Genomic DNA, 17,184 nt, shown 5'->3' with positions numbered 1-17,184 from the left:
GAACAAATAAGAGAGTCAATTATGACGTTTCAATGGTCTGCACTTTCATCTTTCTCATCGCCAGCGCGCGCCTCTCATGTGGTGTTGGCCGCGTCAATTTTAGGCGCTTCAATGACCGCTTCTGCCACAGAAGAAGTCAATGTCTACTCGGCTCGCAAAGAAGCCTTGATCAAACCTATGTTGGATCGTTTTACCACAGGCACAGGCATTAACGTGAATTTGGTGACTGGCTCTGCAGATGCGCTACTACGTCGTTTGCAAGTCGAAGGCTCAGCAAGTCCAGCAGATGTCTTTATTACGGTAGACGCCGGTCGTTTGTACCGAGCTAAGAAAGCGGGTGTCTTACAGCCGATTCAAGACGCTGAATTGGAAAGTACTATTCCTGCTAACTTGAAAGACAGCGACGACTACTGGTTTGGTCTGTCGCAGCGCGCGCGAGTGATTTTTTACAATCCGAAAAAAGTCGATGCCAGTGAGTTTTCAACCTATGAAGGGTTGGCCGATGCAAAGTGGAAGGGTCGTATTTGTGTACGTTCATCAAGTAATATTTATAATCAGTCGCTGGTAGCGTCGATGATTGATGCCGATGGTAAAGAAGCGACGTCAAAATGGCTAAAAGGTTTTGTTGCGAACTTCGCTCGACCACCGTTTGGTGGCGACACCGACTTACTTAAAGCCGTTGCGGCGGGTGTGTGTGACGTTACCTTAGCCAATACCTATTATTTTGGGCGTATGGGCAATAGCGACAAAGCGAAGGATCAAGCGGTGTTTAATTCGTTGGCCATTTTCTGGCCTAACCAAGCGAAAGGGCAGCGTGGCGCCCATGTTAATGTAAGTGGTGCTGGGGTGACGGCGTCCGCTGAACATAAAGAAAACGCAGTGAAGTTGATTCGTTTTTTAACGAGTCATGAAACGCAAGAATGGTACGCAGAAGTGAACAATGAATACCCTGTGGTGAAAGGCATTGAGCCACCTAAAGTATTGCAAACTTTTGGCACTTTCAAAGCCGATTCATTGTCATTGAGTGTCTTGGGTGATAACAATCGCCTTGCGGTTGAATTGATGGATGAAGCAGGTTGGAAGTAGGATTCTTGTCTAAAACCTTGTCTTTTTGGGCTTTGTTTTGTTGGCACTCGATGTGGACGAATGAAAATGTCTAAGCAAAAAATAGCGCAGACACAGGCTCCTTTTGCTTGGTTAAAGTGGCTGACCATGGCGATTGCTGTGGCTCTTGCTTTGCCTGTGTTGGTGGTCGTGGCCAATGTGTTTGCGGGCAGTGACGGCGTATGGGCCCATTTATGGCGCACTGTGCTAGCGGATTATGTAAGCAATTCGTTGCTCTTAATGGTCGGCGTTGCTGTTGGTGTGCTGTTGATCGGGGTGCCTGTTGCGTGGCTAACCAGTGTCTGTCGTTTTCCTGGCTCGTCTTTTTTGAGCTGGGCGCTGCTGTTGCCGTTGGCAATGCCCGCTTACATCATTGCGTACACCTATACCGGTTTACTGGATTTTGCTGGCCCTGTTCAAGAGACCATTCGGGCCTTGAGTGGGCTGGGTTACGGTGAGTACTGGTTTTTTGAAATTCGCTCCTTAGGTGGAGCGGTGATCATGCTCAGTCTGGTGCTTTATCCTTACGTGTATTTGATGAGCCGAGCGGCCTTTCTAGAGCAGTCGGCGAATACATTAGAAGTGAGTCGAACGCTGGGCTATTCAAATCTCTCGGCGTTTTTTTGCTTGGCTTTGCCATTGGCACGTCCAGCGATTATCGCGGGCTTAACACTGGCGATGATGGAAGTGCTTGCCGATTACGGTACGGTGCAATATTTCGGTGTGGCTACTTTTACGACGGGCATCATGCGCACCTTTTACGGTTTTGGTGATCTTGCGGGGGCGTCACAATTAGCGGGCGTCTTGCTATTGTTTGTCTGTGTGCTGATTTTCACCGAACGATATTCTCGACGTAAATTACGCTATCACGCGTCGGGATTACGCAAAGCGAGTCAGAGGGAGTTGGTGTTGTCGGGTTGGCGTGGCGTGGTTGCGTGTGTGTTTTGCTTCTTGCCAGTGCTATTTGGCTTCTTATTGCCTGCGGGAGTCTTATTGTATTGGTCCCTATTTGAGGCTGAGCCTTTGACGTGGGATTTTCTTCTGCTGGCGTGGCACTCTTTTTACTTGGCCTTTTTGGCCGCCTTAATTGTTGTGGCATTGGCTTTGGTGTTGTCTTACGCATTGCGTTTGCATCCTAGTCGAAGTGTTTCCAGTGCGGTTGCCAGTGCTGGCGTCGGCTATGCATTGCCCGGCACTATTATCGCAATTGGTGTGATTGTGCCGTTGGCTTGGCTGGATCATAGGCTGATTGAGATGGTAAAAGAGGTCACCGGTGATAACATTGGCTTGCTGTTCTCTGGCACCATAGTTGCGTTATTGTTTGCCTATGCGGTGCGCTTTATGGCGGTGTCTTTAGGGGCGGTACAAAGTGGCCTCGGTAAGATTAAACCCAGCATGGACATGGCGGCGAGATCTTTAGGATTGACGCCTCTGCAGGTGTTAAAGCGCGTGCATTTTCCATTACTTAAAGGGTCTGTACTGACGGCCTTGCTGATTGTTTTCGTCGATGTGTTAAAAGAGCTGCCAGCGACGTTAATTCTGCGGCCATTTAATTTTAATACCTTGGCGGTACGTGCGTTTGAATTGGCCTCGGATGAGCGTTTAGTGGACGCGGCTCCGGCATCGATAATGATCGTTTTAGTGGGTTTGATTCCAGTCGTGTTGCTCAATCGTTCAATATCAAAACATCATTAGGCCGCGTTGAGTGGCGTTATTTTTATAAAGCCCGGTTAGCCACAGGGTCGATTCAGGAAGCGTCATGAGTTCTTTTTCATCAAGTAAGGTACTGCAAGAGTTAACAGTTAGCGGATTGTCTGTCGGGTATCACGGGCAAGCTGTAGTACATAATGTGTCGTTTGATTTAAGCGCCGGCCAAATTGGCTGTCTATTGGGCCCCAGTGGCTGTGGTAAATCGACCTTGTTGCGTGCTATTGCGGGTTTTGAAGCCGTCTTATCTGGGGCTATTTCATTGAATGGCGAGGTGATTTCCAGCGTTGACTATTTGCTGCCTCCAGAGCAACGTCAGATTGGCATGGTGTTTCAAGACATTGCGCTTTTTCCGCACCTTACCATAGTGGAGAATATTGCATTCGGCCTTAAGGGCATGACTAAAAGTGCGACCAAAGCTCGGGTCGATGAGCTGCTGGAATTGATTGGTTTGGTCGGCTATGAAATGCGCTATCCGCATTCATTATCTGGTGGCCAGCAGCAAAGGGTGGCGTTGGCAAGAGCCATGGCACCTAAGCCTAAATTGTTATTAATGGATGAGCCGTTTTCTGGCTTGGATGCTAAGTTGCGCGAAGAGTTGGTACCAGACATTCGCCAGATTCTAAAGCATGAAGGTATGAGTGCTATCTTGGTTACCCATGATCAGATGGAAGCGTTTGCCATGGCGGACGTCATCGCGGTGATGGAAGCGGGGGAAATTCATCAATATGGAACGCCATATCAGATCTACCATCGACCTGAAAGTCGGTTTACGGCAAGATTCGTTGGCCAAGGGGATTTTCTGTCTGCGGTGGTGTGCGATTACCATTGCTTAGAGTCGGATCTGGGGCGCATTCGTGGAGTATTGAGCGATGAACTCGCCATTGGTACTGAAGTGGACTTGTTAGTACGTCCAGACGATGTGATCCACGACGATGCCAGTGAGTTTAAAGGCTTGGTGATGAGTAAGTGGTTTCGTGGCTCGCACTTCTTGTATCGGGTGAAATTGTCATCAGGTCTGGTGGTGTATTGCTTTGCCTCTTCTCATCATAATCACGCGATTGGCCAAGAAATTGGCATCAATATTGAGCTCGATCATCTGGTGGTGTTCACCAAATAGCATTTTTCAAGTCAACTTTTGATCTTGCCAGAAAAATAGCGGGCAAACTCTCATAGGGTTTGCCCGTTTTTCGAATCATTCTTATCTGATGCTTATCCGCAGCACTTTTTAAACTTTTTGCCTGAGCCGCAAGAGCAAGGGTCATTACGTCCGACTTTATGGCTTTCTGCAGGGGCGGTTTTTTGTGGGCTTGAGCTCACTTCATGGCGGCCGGATACATACAACCATTGGCCATTTATTTTGTTAAAGAGTGACTTTTCGCTCAACTCACCTTGGTGTTTGCCTTCTGTAAAGCGGGCGCGAAAGGTGACACTGCCAGTGTTGTCCTCTGCTTGGCCTTGTTCGGTTTCCAAAATGTCTAATTGCGTCCATAACGTTGTGCTGTTTTCTTCTTTTATCGCTTGTGTGTCATCTTCAGTGTCATCGCTGTCGAGCTGCTGAGTGCGTTGAATATAGTCTATGTCGTTGCGTGCAAACGCGCTAAAACGTGAGCGCATTAAGGCCTCAGCCGTTGGTGCTGATCCAGGATTTTGGTGATAGACAGCGCAGCAGTCTTGGTAGTTTTTTTCAGTGCCACATGGGCAGGGTATTTGGTTTGCCATTGTTCGGCTCCTCGCATCGCCAAATCGTCATTAAGATGCGTATAATACGGGTTTCTTTCATGGCTAACAGGAATTATTTGTGACCTCATCGGGACCCACTTCATTTTTATGGTTTGATTTTGAAACCACTGGAACAGACCCCGCACGAGATAGGCCAATGCAGTTTGCGGGTATTCGTACCGATCTTGAATTTAATGTGATCGGCGAACCTATGATGTTTTATTGCCGCCTTCCAGACGATGTTTTACCGCAGCCAGAGGCGTGCTTGCTAACGGGTATTAGTCCGCAAGAAGCCAATCGAGAAGGGCTTTGCGAAGCGGAGTTTATGGCGGCGATTGAAACTGAGTTGTCATTACCCGGCACCTGTTCGTTGGGCTACAACAGCATTCGTTTTGATGATGAAGTAGTACGCCACGGTTTTTATCGTAACTTTATCGATCCGTATGCCCGTGAATGGCAAAATAATTGCTCGCGCTGGGACATTATTGATTTAGTGCGCATGACCTACGCCATGCGTCCAGAGGGCATTGAGTGGCCAACGGGTGACGACGGCCAGGTCTCGATGAAACTCGAAGCGCTGACCAAGGCCAATCATATTGCCCATGAGCAAGCGCACGATGCCCTATCTGATGTCTACGGCACCATTGAAGTGGCTAAGCTAATCAAAACAACACACCCTAAATTGTTTGATTATTACTTGAAGATGCGTCAGAAACACGAGTTGCAACAGTTTATTGATCCGGTTCGGATGAAACCGTTTTTGCATGTTTCTGGCATGTTTGGTCAGGTGAAAAAATACAGCGCATTTGTGGCTCCGATCGCACCGCATCCGACCAATAAAAATGGCGTGATCGTGTTTGATCTAATGAGTGATGCGCAACCTTTGATTGATCTTAGTGTCGAGGAAATTCGACATCGGGTTTTTACTCGTCAAGATGAATTGGGCGACCTTCCACGCTTACCATTAAAAGTAATTCACTACAATAAGGCGCCAGCGGTGGCACCAGCGACCTTTTTAAAAGACGAAAAAGTCGTGGCGCGTCTTGAATTGGATGGCGATGCCTGCCGTAAGAATCTTGCCTTGTTAAAGTCTTTCCCAGGCTTGGCTGAAAAAATCAGCAAGGTGTTTGTGCAAGAAGAGCGCGGTATTCCTAAAGACCCAGATTTGATGTTGTATTCAGGCGGATTCTTCTCTCGCGAAGACAAAGCTCGAATGGACACGATTCGAAGTACGCCGCCAGAAGCGTTAAGCGAACTCGAAATGTCATTTGACGATCGTCGTTTGCCGGAAATGTTGACGCGGTATATTGCGCGTAATTACCCTGAACAGTTAACTGAGCCGCAGCGTGAAGAGTGGGAAGAATACCGCACCTTTAAATTGCTGGACAAAGAAGGCGGAGGTTCGATTGAAATGCAGAGTTACTTTGAGCGTTTAAACGCTATTGCACAAACACCAGACTTGCCTCAGTCAAAACAAATCATGCTGCAAGATTTGTCAGACTACGCCCAAAGTATCTATCCAATAGAATAAATTAGGAGTTGAAATGAGCGAACAGCGTAGAGGAATACACTGGTTAGTTGGTCTGGCCGCTTTTGTGATCATCATCGCTGGATTGAAGGCGGCAACACAGATTGTGGTGCCTTTTATGTTAGCGGTGTTTATCGCCATTGTCTGTGCCCCTTTAATGGCCAGCTTACGTCGTAGAAAAATACCAACATGGCTCTCTATTTTACTTGTGGTAGCGGTTGTTTTAGTTGGTGTTGCTGTTGTGGCAGTATTGGTTGGCTCGTCTTTGGACAATTTATCGAATCAGTTACCAACTTATAAAACGCGTTTTGGTGAAGAAATGTCGAATCTTTTTGCCCATTTAAATGATGTTGGTATTCATATTTCTTATGACAAAATAAAGGGGTATATAGATCCTTCATCGCTAATGCAATTGGTGGCCAAGGCGTTAAGTGGTTTGGGCAGTGCGCTGACTAATTTTGTGTTGGTTATCATGACCGTTGTGTTCATTTTGTTTGAGGCGGTTGAATTGCCTAAAAAACTGTCTCTTGCTTTGACTGATGCCACTCAGTCTTTAGAGCATTTTCGATCTTTTATTAATTCGGTGAATCGTTATCTGGTTATTAAAACTTCTGTGAGTTTGCTAACGGGTGTGGTGATCACGCTCTGGTTATGGATTCTGGGCGTAGACTTTCCGATTTTATGGGGTGTGTGTGCGTTTCTACTGAATTTCGTACCCAACATTGGTTCTATTATTGCGGCAGTACCGGCGGTCTTGTTGGCATTTGTACAGCTAGGGCCGCTTTCTGCCGGACTAACCGCGTTGGGTTTTGTGGTAGTCAATTTGTTTGTCGGCAATGTGATCGAGCCTCGCTATATGGGTAAAGGGCTGGGGCTTTCTACCTTAGTTGTTTTCCTCTCTTTGTTATTGTGGGGTTGGGTTTTTGGGCCGGTAGGCATGCTGCTTTCTATTCCACTTACTATTATTGTAAAGCTGGCGTTAGAAGCGAATCCTCGTATGAAATGGCTGGCCGTTATGATTGACTCCAGCAGCAATCAAAAGTCAGATGACTAATCTCTTAATACAAGCGAGCGCAATGTGCTAATTGGTAGAATATGCTAATTATTAGAGTGTGCTCTTAAGCAAAAGAAAGGGGTTATATTCTGGCTAAATAAGCAAAAAAGGCGACATTGTCAAAAGTTTTTCTCACAACGTTGATTTTGAATTGCTTGGCTGGATACACTCAGGCCACAGAATTCACACCGCCGCCCATCGCGGCGGTATTTTAAGGTTAGGAGACATAGTAATGAGCGACAATTTTCAATCTCTTTTTATCGACAATGTGAACCGTAAGCATTACCAAGTGGACTCATCTGTCGCTGATAGTAAGCCTATCCATGTGGTCATTTGGCCAACTTTTTCGGGGTTGTCAGAGTTTGAAAAATCCATAGCTGACAAAGTTGCCTCGTTTGGTTATTCAGCTACCGCCGTCGATTTGTATGGTTCAGATCGTATATTGGAGAGTGTGGAAGAGAAGTTATCCCTAATGGGTGTATTACTTGAAAATGCAGAATCGCTTCATGGTTTGCAGCGTTCTTTAACCGAGCAATCAACGGCCAATATCAGTGATAAAACGGTCGTGCATATCGGCTTTTGTTTAGGTGGGCGTTTGGCATTAGAGGCCGGCCTACATTTTAAAAATACTGTGGGTGCGGTGAGTTTTCATGGTTTGATGAGTTTTAATCGAGCGGCAGAAAATCAAGTTAATCGTGATTTAAAAATCATGGTGTTAAATGGCTATGATGACCGTTCTGTCACTGATGAGAATGCCTTGGCTGCAAAGCAGTACTGGGCAGGATTAGGGATAGATTTTCAGTTCATTGATTTTGGCAATACAATGCATTCTTTTATGTTGCCTAGTGCCAATAATCCAGAACATGGCAGCATGTATAACCCAATTGTTGCGGAACGTGGCTACCGTTATTTACAAGGCTTTCTGAACGAACTCTGATCAAACTTTGTTGCTGTGTAGTGTATCTAATAAGGCGATTTAAACAAAAATGCCCTTAATTAATTAAGGGCATTTTTGTTTCACTATTACAAAATTGTAATGTCTTATTCGCGGACAGGAACAGGGCGGTTAACTAATGCTTCCCCTTTGCTGTTAAATAAGTAGCAGTCTTTTTTGGTGACGCCAACCGTTACGAGTTCACCATTTTTAGTTAGATTTTGACCACTCGCTTCAATGGTGAGTTTGTGTCCTTTGTAATGGCCGTATAAGAAGGTAGTGCCCCCTAGATGCTCGGCTACGTCTACTTTTACATCAAGAGAGAAATCGACATCTTCTGTTGTTTCTTTTACGTGCTCTGGGCGAAGACCAAGAGTAACGCTTGCATTAACGCTTACTTTTGATGTGTCGACTGTCAATTGTATTGTTTGTCCTGCTACATCAATCGTGGCAAGACTTTTCTCGTCAATTTCAAGAACCTTGGCGTCTAAAAAGTTCATTCTAGGAGAGCCGATAAAACCAGCAACAAACTCATTCGCAGGATTATGGTAAAGCTCCAACGGTGATCCAACTTGCTCAACGTTACCGGCACGAAGCACGACGATTTTGTCTGCTAGTGTCATCGCTTCAACTTGGTCGTGAGTTACATACACCATTGAGGATTTCAAACGATTATGAAGCTGAGCGATCTGAATACGCATATCCACACGAAGTTCTGCATCTAGATTCGATAATGGTTCATCAAATAGGAAGACTTCCGGTTGGCGGACAATAGCACGACCAATGGCCACACGTTGGCGCTGTCCACCTGAGAGTTGTTTTGGTTTGCGATCTAACAAGCTCTCTAGTTGAAGGATGCTGGCTGCATTAGCAACTTGTTTTTTGATTTTTTCTGGATCAACGCCCGTCATTCGTAAGCCAAAACTCATATTCTCTTCAACTGTCATGTGCGGGTAAAGAGCATACGACTGGAATACCATGGCAACGCCGCGATCCGCAGGCGCCACATCATTCATGTTCTGGCCATTAATTTCTAGGGTGCCGTCTGTAATGTCTTCTAAACCTGCAATCAAGCGTAGCAATGTTGATTTACCGCAGCCAGATGGGCCAACGAAAACAACAAATTCGCCGTCCTCCAAATCTAGGTTAACACCATGTATTGTTTCAACCTCATTGAAGCGCTTGATGACGTTTTTTAATTTTATTGTTGCCATGAACTTATTCCTAATGCTTATCGGAGGCGATGGCCCCCATTCGTGTGGAGACTTCCAAACAAGCTTCTTTAACTAAGCTTTGAAAGTGTTGAAAACGCGCCTCATCAACTCGAAACTTCGGAGCTGTTATGCTGAGTGCTGCGATGGGTTCATTTAAGTGATTAAAAATAACAGAAGCAGCGCACTGGATGCCTTCTTCGTGTTCTTCTAAATCTACAGAGATTTTAGTTTCTCTAATTTTTAATAGTTCTGCTTTTAATGCTTCTGCGTTTGTAATGGTGGTTGGAGTGTGACGGATGAATGATTGCTCATTGATGGCTTCTTCAAGCTGCTCTTCTGTTAAAAAGGCCATTATCGCTTTTCCGATGCCAGTACAATAACCAGGACCTTTACTTCCAACCGCTGAGAACAAGCGTAAGCTTTTCTGGCTTTCAAGTTTATCAATATAGATCACATCGCCATGATCTAGAACGGCAAGGTGAACGGTTTCTCCCGTATTATTCCATAGATATCTTATCTGATCAGCCGCTACATCTCTGACATCCATACGAGACCAAGCATTATGAGCAAGCTCTAATAAACCATATCCAGAGTTATATGATTGGGTGCTGTTATCAAAACGTAGTAAGCCTTTTGAAACCAGAGATAATAAAATGCGGTGAACGGTTGCTTTTGGAAGCTGTGCCTTTTCAACAATTTCTGCAAAGCGTAACGGTGTGCTTGCTTTGCATACTTCTTGGAGCAAGCTTAAGGCTTTATCCAATGAGGAACCTCCGCTTTTTTGCTCCAACTTTGTCATTTTTTTCTCCAAAAATAATTTTGTATTATGGTTATATGTGTTTTTGGCACTAAGTTCCACATTTTTTTCAATATCTGTTGCAAAAACTAAAACTCTATTCCATTATTTTATCAGGTGAGTTGTCTGTCAAGTATGACAACCCGTATTTTAATAAGAATAAGAGGTGGGTTAGCCATGCAGAAAATGCATAGCAAACAGCAACAATGGATGCCGTTTTTGTTTCTTGCCCCGGCAGTCATTTTGTTTTCGGTCTACGTTATCTTCCCTATTGCTCAAAGTATCTGGTTAAGTTTCTTTGAGTGGGACGGACTTGGCGCAAAAACCTTTGTAGGTTTTGGTAATTACATTGAATTGTTCAGTGATAGCCAATTTTGGACAGCATTAGTTAATAACATTTATTGGTTAATATTTTTTATGCTAGCGCCGCCTATTGGCTTGATGCTGGCGTTATTTTTGAATCAGAAGGTGATGGGGATTCGTTTTGTTAAAGCGATGTTCTTTTTCCCTTTTGTAATATCTCAAGTCGTTGTTGGTCTTGTATTTTCTTGGTTTTACGATCCAAGTTTTGGTTTGTTTAACAAAGCAATTGAGCTATTTGGTTTTCAACCAATCGCTGTCTTATCTGATGAGAACTGGGTCACGTTCGGTATTATCGTTGCTGGCTTATGGCCACAAATCGCCTACTGTATGATTTTGTATCTCACAGGCTTAAATAACCTTAGTCCTGACCAAATTGAAGCCGCTCGATTAGACGGAGCGCATGGCTGGAAAATGCTACGTCATGTGATTCTTCCTCAGTTAAAACCAGCTACTTTTATTGCCATCGTAGTTACCGTGATAGGGGCGCTTCGAAGTTTCGATTTGGTTGCCACAATGACAGCTGGTGGGCCATTTGGTAGCTCTAGTGTGCTGGCTTACTTCATGTATGAACAATCTATCTTCAATTATCGTGCGGGTTACGGTGCAGCTATTGCCACTATCCTGTTCCTGATTATGGATATTTATATTGCCTATTTCCTATGGCGTATGCTGAAGAGTGAGAAAGCCTAATGTTTCCTACACCTATAGAAAAAAAGTCTTTACCTTTTAATATCAGTTATCGAGTGGCCATCTGGATTGCTTTGATTTTGTGGTTGTTGCCTTTGATTGCCGTGTTGTTGACCTCTGCTCGATCTACGGCGGATTTGAATGCGGGTAATTACTGGGGCATACCTACTCAGTGGATGTTCATACAGAACTATACGGAAGTGTTTACTAAAACACCGATGTTACGTTACTTGTTAAACTCGTTAATTATTACCGTGCCTGCGGTTATCGGTGCGGTTGCGCTATCGACACTTGCTGGATACGCACTAGCGAAATTTAAATTTAAGGGCCGTATGGGTTTGTTTGCGGCATTTATTGCCGGCAACTTTGTACCTTTTCAGATTTTAATGATTCCAGTGCGAAACCTCACTATCGATATGGGGTTGTACGATACCGCTAGTGGTTTGATTCTCTTTCATATTGCCTTCCAAACAGGGTTTTGTACTTTGTTTATGCGTAATTTCATTATTGGCTTACCAGATGAGTTGATAGAAGCGGCGCGTGTTGAAGGTGTAAGTGAATGGCAAATATTCCGTCACATCGTATTACCTTTGGTTAGACCTGCTTTAGCCGCCTTATCAGTATTGATTTTCACCTTTATCTGGAATGATTATTTTTGGGCATTAGTCTTGGTACAAAGTGATGAAGTGCGACCTATCACGGCTGGTATCAGTGCACTGAAAGGTCAGTGGATGGCATCTTGGCAATTAATTTCAGCGGGTTCTATCATCGCTGCGCTGCCTCCTGTTGTTTTATTCTTCGCAATGCAACGTCACTTTATTGCTGGTTTAACGTTAGGTGCTACAAAGGGATAAAAAATGGACGACATTTTAAATGCGGAACTATATCGACAGGATCAAGATGGCAAAACGTTAGTAATTGCTTGCCCTTTTGAAGGCGCGCCTGAGTTGGTATATTTTGGTCAAGCTTTACCTGATGACACGCATTTAAAAAGTTTATACCTGTCACAGCAACAAGCCATACCACAAGCTTATATGGACAAGCCCGTTCGTATGAGTTTGATCCCCGAAGCGGGGCGTGGTTGGTTGCAGTCACCCGGTGTTGAAGCTAGCGCGGTAGACCGACCAGCTTGGGCAATGTGTTGGTCATTGAAGGCCGTTCATCAACTTGAATTTGGCTTTGATATTGAGCTAGAAGACACAGTAGCGCAGTTGTCAGTGTGCTTATCAATTGGTTTGACAGGTTCTGGTCTATTGCGTCAGCAGTTGGCATTAACCAATGATGGCCAATTGGATATCACACTTCATCGCCTTGCTTGCACTTTGCCAATGCCTTGTCATTTCACTCAAATGATGAGTTTCTATGGACGCTGGTGCCAAGAATTCCAGCAACAATCCAGTGATTGGCAATCAACATGGTTACAAGAAAATCGTCACGGGCGAAATTCTCATGCCAATTTCCCTAGCGTCATTCTTGGGGAAAAGGGATTTACTGAGCAACAAGGTGAATTGATCGGAGCGCATTTGGCATGGAGTGGTAATCATCGCTTAAAAGCTGATTATACCCTTGAAGGCCATCGTTACCTGCAAGCCGAAGCGTTATATTTACCTGATGAAATCATACTTAATTCAGCTCAATCCACCGCGACACCAGAGCTATTTGCTAGTCACAGTTGCTCTGGCCTGAATCTCATGAGCCAGTCGTTCCATAAAGAAGCACGTCAATACTTAGCACTCACTAAGCCACGTCCTGTACATATCAATACTTGGGAAGCCTTTTATTTTGATCATGATGTTGATCGTTTAAAAGCACTGGCAGATGCCGCCTCAGAAGTAGGTGTAGAGCGATATATTCTAGATGATGGTTGGTTCCGCAATCGTAATAATGACAAGGCGGCACTGGGGGATTGGTTTGTTGAGCAGGCAAAATACCCCGAGGGGTTACTGCCACTTATTCATCATGTTAAGACATTAGGGATGGAGTTTGGTTTATGGTTTGAACCAGAAATGGTTAACCCCGATTCAGACCTTTTTCGAGCGCATCCAGAATGGGCGTTACAGTTACCGCAATACGATGCGGCCTTAGCTCGTCATCAACTGGTTTTGAATTTGGCTGAACCAGATGCCTATGCTTATATTCGTGAACGCCTGTTTAGTCTGTTAACAGAGTATCCTATTGACTATATTAAATGGGATATGAATCGAGATTATACTCAATCCAGTGGTGCGATTGCACCGCAGGCTTATGAACAAGTAATGGCTTTGTACCGCTTGCTTGGTGAATTAAATGCCGCATTTCCCGCATTAGAAATCGAAAGCTGCTCTTCTGGGGGCGCGCGCGTTGACTTTGGTATTTTAAAATTCACAAAACGTTTTTGGGCGTCTGATTGCAACGATGCATTAGAGCGTCAAAGTATTCAGCGTGGTTTTAGTTATTTCTTTCCGCCGGAAGTGATGGGATCGCATATCGGTCCAGATCAAAGTCATACTACGAGCCGAATCCATAATGTCGCATTTCGTGCCGGTACCGCTTTATTGGGGCATTTGGGCATTGAGTGGAACTTGCTGGATGCGAATGCCCAGCAGAAAGAGACCATTGCTCGTTGGATTTTACACTACAAAAATCATCGTTCAATTTTGCATACTGGTCGCAACTGGCGATTACCTAGTGCTGATGGTCGCGCACAGACTCAATGGGCGCTAAGTCAGGATGGCATGGCAGGCATATTGGTTTACAGTCAGCTTGCGATGCCGAAACAAGCACAAACATTGCCAATTCGTTTGCCCGGACTTATCCCGCAGCAGCGCTATCGAATTACCGTATTAGAGCACAGTCCACTGCCAGGGCATTTGATGAAATCCCTCCCTGAATGGTGGAAAAACAACCTTATTTTAAACGGTGCGACCTTAGGTCAACTGGGTTTGCAATTGCCTATTTTGGACCCGGAATCCTTACTATTGCTTTCGATTCGTGCCGTATCGAATTGGGAGCCAACCTAAAAAATTCAGTCATCGGTATCGAATAGCATTGTCTTTTCACAATGTCCGTACTCAATCATTAGAAGCGAGTGAGGCAAGTATTCGAGGTCTAAAGCGCTTGGCTAGTCAGTATTTACCAAGCTGCATACAAAAAAATAATAGAGAGGAATGGCAGAATGAAATCTTTCAACGAATTAATGACCGAGTTTCCAATGGTGGCCATTATGCGAGGCATTCAGCCTAGTGAAGTGGTTGCACACACTCAAGTCTTAATCGACGCAGGATTTAGATTAATTGAGGTGCCTCTTAATTCACCCGATGCGTTTACGAGCATTCGTTTATTACAAAAGACGTTTGGTGACCAAGCGCTCATTGGGGCTGGTACCGTTTTAACCATGCCTCAATTGACTGAGCTTGTTGCTACTGGCGCAAAGTTAATGGTTTGTCCACATACCGATGTAGAACTGATTAAAGCAGCCAAAGTCGCTGGTTTGTATGCTATGCCAGGTTTTTTCACAGCGAGTGAAGCGTTCGCTGCTTTGCATGCTGGTGCAGATGCGGTGAAGCTTTTTCCAGCAGAAGCATTGCCTAGTATTAATGTTATTAAAGCATTAGGTGCTGTGATTCCTGCTCAAGCTTGGTTGTGTCCTGTCGGCGGTGTGACACCAAATAATGTTAAAGAGTATTTGGACACAGGTGCTAGGGGATTCGGTTTAGGGTCTGCTTTGTATAAAAAAGGACAAGAGGTAGCGGTTACTAAAGCCAATGCAGAGTCCTTTATGGCGGCTTGGAAAAAATATCAGGCATAATATGCGACCAAATTGGTCGTTTGAGGCATCAAAATAGCGTTGAATACGATCATTAGGTGTTGCCTAAAAAAGTGTCTTCTGTATCTTCTACTTTAGAAATATCTTTTTCAAAACCAACAAGTTGTGTTTTTGATTGAGTGGATAGAGAGTCCCTTTTTTATTGCGCTGGCCAGTGTTGATACAACTGAAGAGCAATTAGCTCAACAGAATTGACTGGTCATGTTATAGCCGTTGAACTAATTGTGTCTGGCCTATTAAGCCAGTCATGTGCAGGAGCCTAGAATGAAGTTAGGTGTTTGTTATTATCCAGAACATTGGCCGAAAAGTCGTTGGCAGCAAGACGCTAAAGAGATGCGAGAGATTGGCATTGAATATGTGCGAATTGGCGAATTTAGCTGGAGTACGATTGAGCCACAACCCGGTGAGTTACATTGGGAATGGTTGGATGAGTCATTGGATACGCTATATGCTCAAGGGCTAAAAGTTATTTTAGGGACACCGACGGCAACGCCGCCTAAATGGTTGGTTGATCGTCACCCATCCATGTTAGCAAAGGATGAGCTGGGTCGTGTTCGTCACTTTGGTTCACGCCGCCACTATACTTTTGCAAGCCTTGAATATCGTGAAGAGTGCCATCGGATTGTCACCTTAATGGCTAAACGTTATGGTCAGCACCCAGCGGTTGCTTCGTGGCAGACTGATAATGAATATGGTTGCCATGATACGATTTTGAGCTATGCCGAAGCAGACTTAATCGCTTTTCGTATTTGGCTAAAAGACAAATATACCACCATTGATGCATTAAATTCGGCTTGGGGGAATGTCTTTTGGAGTATGGATTATTGTTCGTTTGATGAAGTCGATTTGCCTAACCTGACAGTGACAGAAGCTAATCCATCTCATCGTTTAGATTTCCAGCGTTGCTGTTCAGATCAAGTAGTCGCGTTTAATAAATTACAAGTAGATATTCTTCGTCAGTATTCTAAAGAGCGCGATTTAGTTCATAACTACATGGGCTTTTTTACTGCGTTTGATCACCATAAAGTGGGCCAAGACTTAGACGTAGCGAGTTGGGACACTTATCCATTAGGCTTTTTGGATCAAGAAGACATCTATACACCAGAAGAAAAGCAGACTTATTTACGAGTTGGTCACCCAGATTTTGGCGCTTTTCACCATGATTTATATCGAGGCTGTGGTAAAGGGCGCTTGTGGATCATGGAGCAGCAACCGGGACCTGTAAATTGGGCACCACATAATCCAACGCCAGCGGATGGTGCTGTACGTTTATGGACGTGGGAGGCCTTTTCGCATGGTGCTGAACTTGTCTCATATTTCCGTTGGCGTCAGGCTCCGTTTGGGCAAGAGCAAATGCACACTGGTTTGTTGCGCCCTAATGGACAGAAAGCTGAAGCGGCAAAAGAAGCGGCGCAGGTAGCTCAAGAGGTTCGTGAATTGTCTCAAGTCATGGGGCTAGATGCAGATGATTTGATGGCTTTACCAGAATCTGGCAAGGTCGCGTTGATGTTTGATTATGACGCATGCTGGTCGCTGGATATTCAGCCTCAATCACGAGCATATAGCTATATGAGCTGGTGTTATCGTTTATACGAAGCATTACGTGAGATAGGCTTGTCCATCAATATTGTGTCGGCTGATGCGCCACTTGATACTTACGAAATGTTAATACTACCCGCTCAAGCGCATATTTCTTGCGATCTTCAAAAACGGCTAGACGACTATAAGGGCGTGCTTTTAGCTGGCCCGCGTACCGGCAGTAAAACGGACAGCTATCAAATTCCTGAAAATTTAGCACCAGGCCCGTTAGCGACATTACTACCTTTGTCGGTTGAGCGAGTTGATGCATTACCAAAGCATACCCAGCCTGAGGTATCGGGTCATTGGGGTGAGGGTAAATTACATACTTGGCATGAGCAAATTGCCACCGACTTACCCTGTCTGTTAAAAGATAATGCAGGCAATCCTGTTTTGGTGGGTGACAATAAACGCTTTTATCTTGGCTCTTGCCTTGATAAACCTTTGTTAAAAGCGTGTCTTGTGAAATTATCAGAAAAGGCTGGATTGGCAACGGAATACTTGCCATCTGGTGTACGAATTCGTGAGCGAGGTAAATTAATTTTTGCCTTTAATTACGGACTACAAGCAGCGTATTATCATCCTGATAATGCTCAGCTTATAATTGGTGCTGATACTTTACCAGCAGCAGGTTTGGCTATTTGGCAGAGAGACACTGCTGATAGCAAGTGATTGCTGTTACTTTCGTCAAT

14 protein-coding genes are annotated in these 17,184 nt (G+C 44.7%); 11 read left to right on the top strand and 3 right to left on the bottom strand.

What is annotated here, in order from left to right; all coding sequences use genetic code 11:
* Positions 1-21: 21 nt before the first annotated feature.
* The 3 genes from V6259_RS02835 (at position 22) to V6259_RS02825 (ending at position 3,931) form a co-directional block, all read left to right on the top strand.
* Complete coding sequence (locus tag V6259_RS02835) at positions 22-1,086, top strand: Fe(3+) ABC transporter substrate-binding protein (protein WP_341583239.1); 1,065 nt, start codon at positions 22-24, stop codon at positions 1,084-1,086.
* 66 nt (positions 1,087-1,152) lie between these two features.
* Positions 1,153-2,799: an ABC transporter permease gene (locus V6259_RS02830; RefSeq protein WP_341583238.1), complete on the top strand. Its 1,647-nt coding sequence runs from the start codon at positions 1,153-1,155 to the stop codon at positions 2,797-2,799.
* Between the two features lie 64 nt (positions 2,800-2,863).
* The gene (locus V6259_RS02825) at positions 2,864-3,931 is read left to right on the top strand and encodes an ABC transporter ATP-binding protein (protein ID WP_341583237.1); all 1,068 of its coding nucleotides are present in this window, start codon (positions 2,864-2,866) and stop codon (positions 3,929-3,931) included.
* Between the two features lie 92 nt (positions 3,932-4,023).
* On the opposite strand, the gene V6259_RS02820 is transcribed toward V6259_RS02825, so the two are convergent.
* Complete coding sequence (locus tag V6259_RS02820) at positions 4,024-4,533, bottom strand: YchJ family protein (protein ID WP_341583236.1); 510 nt, start codon at positions 4,531-4,533, stop codon at positions 4,024-4,026.
* A gap of 79 nt (positions 4,534-4,612) precedes the next feature.
* Between V6259_RS02820 and sbcB the strand changes: the two genes are divergently transcribed.
* The 3 genes from sbcB (at position 4,613) to V6259_RS02805 (ending at position 8,052) form a co-directional block, all read left to right on the top strand.
* Positions 4,613-6,064: an exodeoxyribonuclease I gene (sbcB, locus tag V6259_RS02815; RefSeq protein ID WP_341583235.1), complete on the top strand. Its 1,452-nt coding sequence runs from the start codon at positions 4,613-4,615 to the stop codon at positions 6,062-6,064.
* Positions 6,065-6,077: 13 nt separating this feature from the next.
* On the top strand, positions 6,078-7,115 hold the full coding sequence (locus tag V6259_RS02810; RefSeq protein WP_341583234.1) for an AI-2E family transporter: 1,038 nt from the start codon (positions 6,078-6,080) through the stop codon (positions 7,113-7,115).
* 232 nt (positions 7,116-7,347) lie between these two features.
* Positions 7,348-8,052, top strand: a complete 705-nt coding sequence (locus V6259_RS02805; protein WP_133011200.1) for a dienelactone hydrolase family protein — start codon at positions 7,348-7,350, stop codon at positions 8,050-8,052.
* Between the two features lie 104 nt (positions 8,053-8,156).
* Here V6259_RS02805 and V6259_RS02800 read toward each other — a convergent pair whose 3' ends face one another.
* Positions 8,157-9,263, bottom strand: coding sequence for an ABC transporter ATP-binding protein (locus V6259_RS02800; RefSeq protein WP_341583233.1), 1,107 nt, complete (start codon positions 9,261-9,263; stop codon positions 8,157-8,159).
* Between the two features lie 10 nt (positions 9,264-9,273).
* Positions 9,274-10,062: an IclR family transcriptional regulator gene (locus V6259_RS02795; protein WP_341583232.1), complete on the bottom strand. Its 789-nt coding sequence runs from the start codon at positions 10,060-10,062 to the stop codon at positions 9,274-9,276.
* 174 nt (positions 10,063-10,236) lie between these two features.
* On the opposite strand from V6259_RS02795, the gene V6259_RS02790 reads away from it, so the two are divergent.
* The 5 genes from V6259_RS02790 (at position 10,237) to V6259_RS02770 (ending at position 17,164) form a co-directional block, all read left to right on the top strand.
* Positions 10,237-11,112: a carbohydrate ABC transporter permease gene (locus V6259_RS02790; RefSeq protein WP_341583231.1), complete on the top strand. Its 876-nt coding sequence runs from the start codon at positions 10,237-10,239 to the stop codon at positions 11,110-11,112.
* Positions 11,112-11,963, top strand: a complete 852-nt coding sequence (locus V6259_RS02785) for a carbohydrate ABC transporter permease (RefSeq protein WP_341583230.1) — start codon at positions 11,112-11,114, stop codon at positions 11,961-11,963. The genes V6259_RS02790 and V6259_RS02785 overlap by 1 nt, the downstream gene beginning before the upstream one ends.
* 3 nt (positions 11,964-11,966) lie before the next feature.
* The gene (locus V6259_RS02780; protein ID WP_341583229.1) at positions 11,967-14,108 is read left to right on the top strand and encodes an alpha-galactosidase; all 2,142 of its coding nucleotides are present in this window, start codon (positions 11,967-11,969) and stop codon (positions 14,106-14,108) included.
* Positions 14,109-14,263: 155 nt separating this feature from the next.
* Positions 14,264-14,896, top strand: a complete 633-nt coding sequence (locus V6259_RS02775; RefSeq protein ID WP_133011206.1) for a 2-dehydro-3-deoxy-6-phosphogalactonate aldolase — start codon at positions 14,264-14,266, stop codon at positions 14,894-14,896.
* Positions 14,897-15,178: 282 nt separating this feature from the next.
* Complete coding sequence (locus tag V6259_RS02770) at positions 15,179-17,164, top strand: beta-galactosidase (protein ID WP_341583228.1); 1,986 nt, start codon at positions 15,179-15,181, stop codon at positions 17,162-17,164.
* Positions 17,165-17,184 lie beyond the last annotated feature (20 nt).

This window comes from Marinomonas sp. TI.3.20 (assembly GCF_038155025.1).
GTDB classification, from domain to species: Bacteria; Pseudomonadota; Gammaproteobacteria; order Pseudomonadales; family Marinomonadaceae; genus Marinomonas; species Marinomonas flavescens.
Note: the sequence above shows the minus strand (reverse complement) of the source record. Positions and strands in the feature narration are given on the sequence as shown.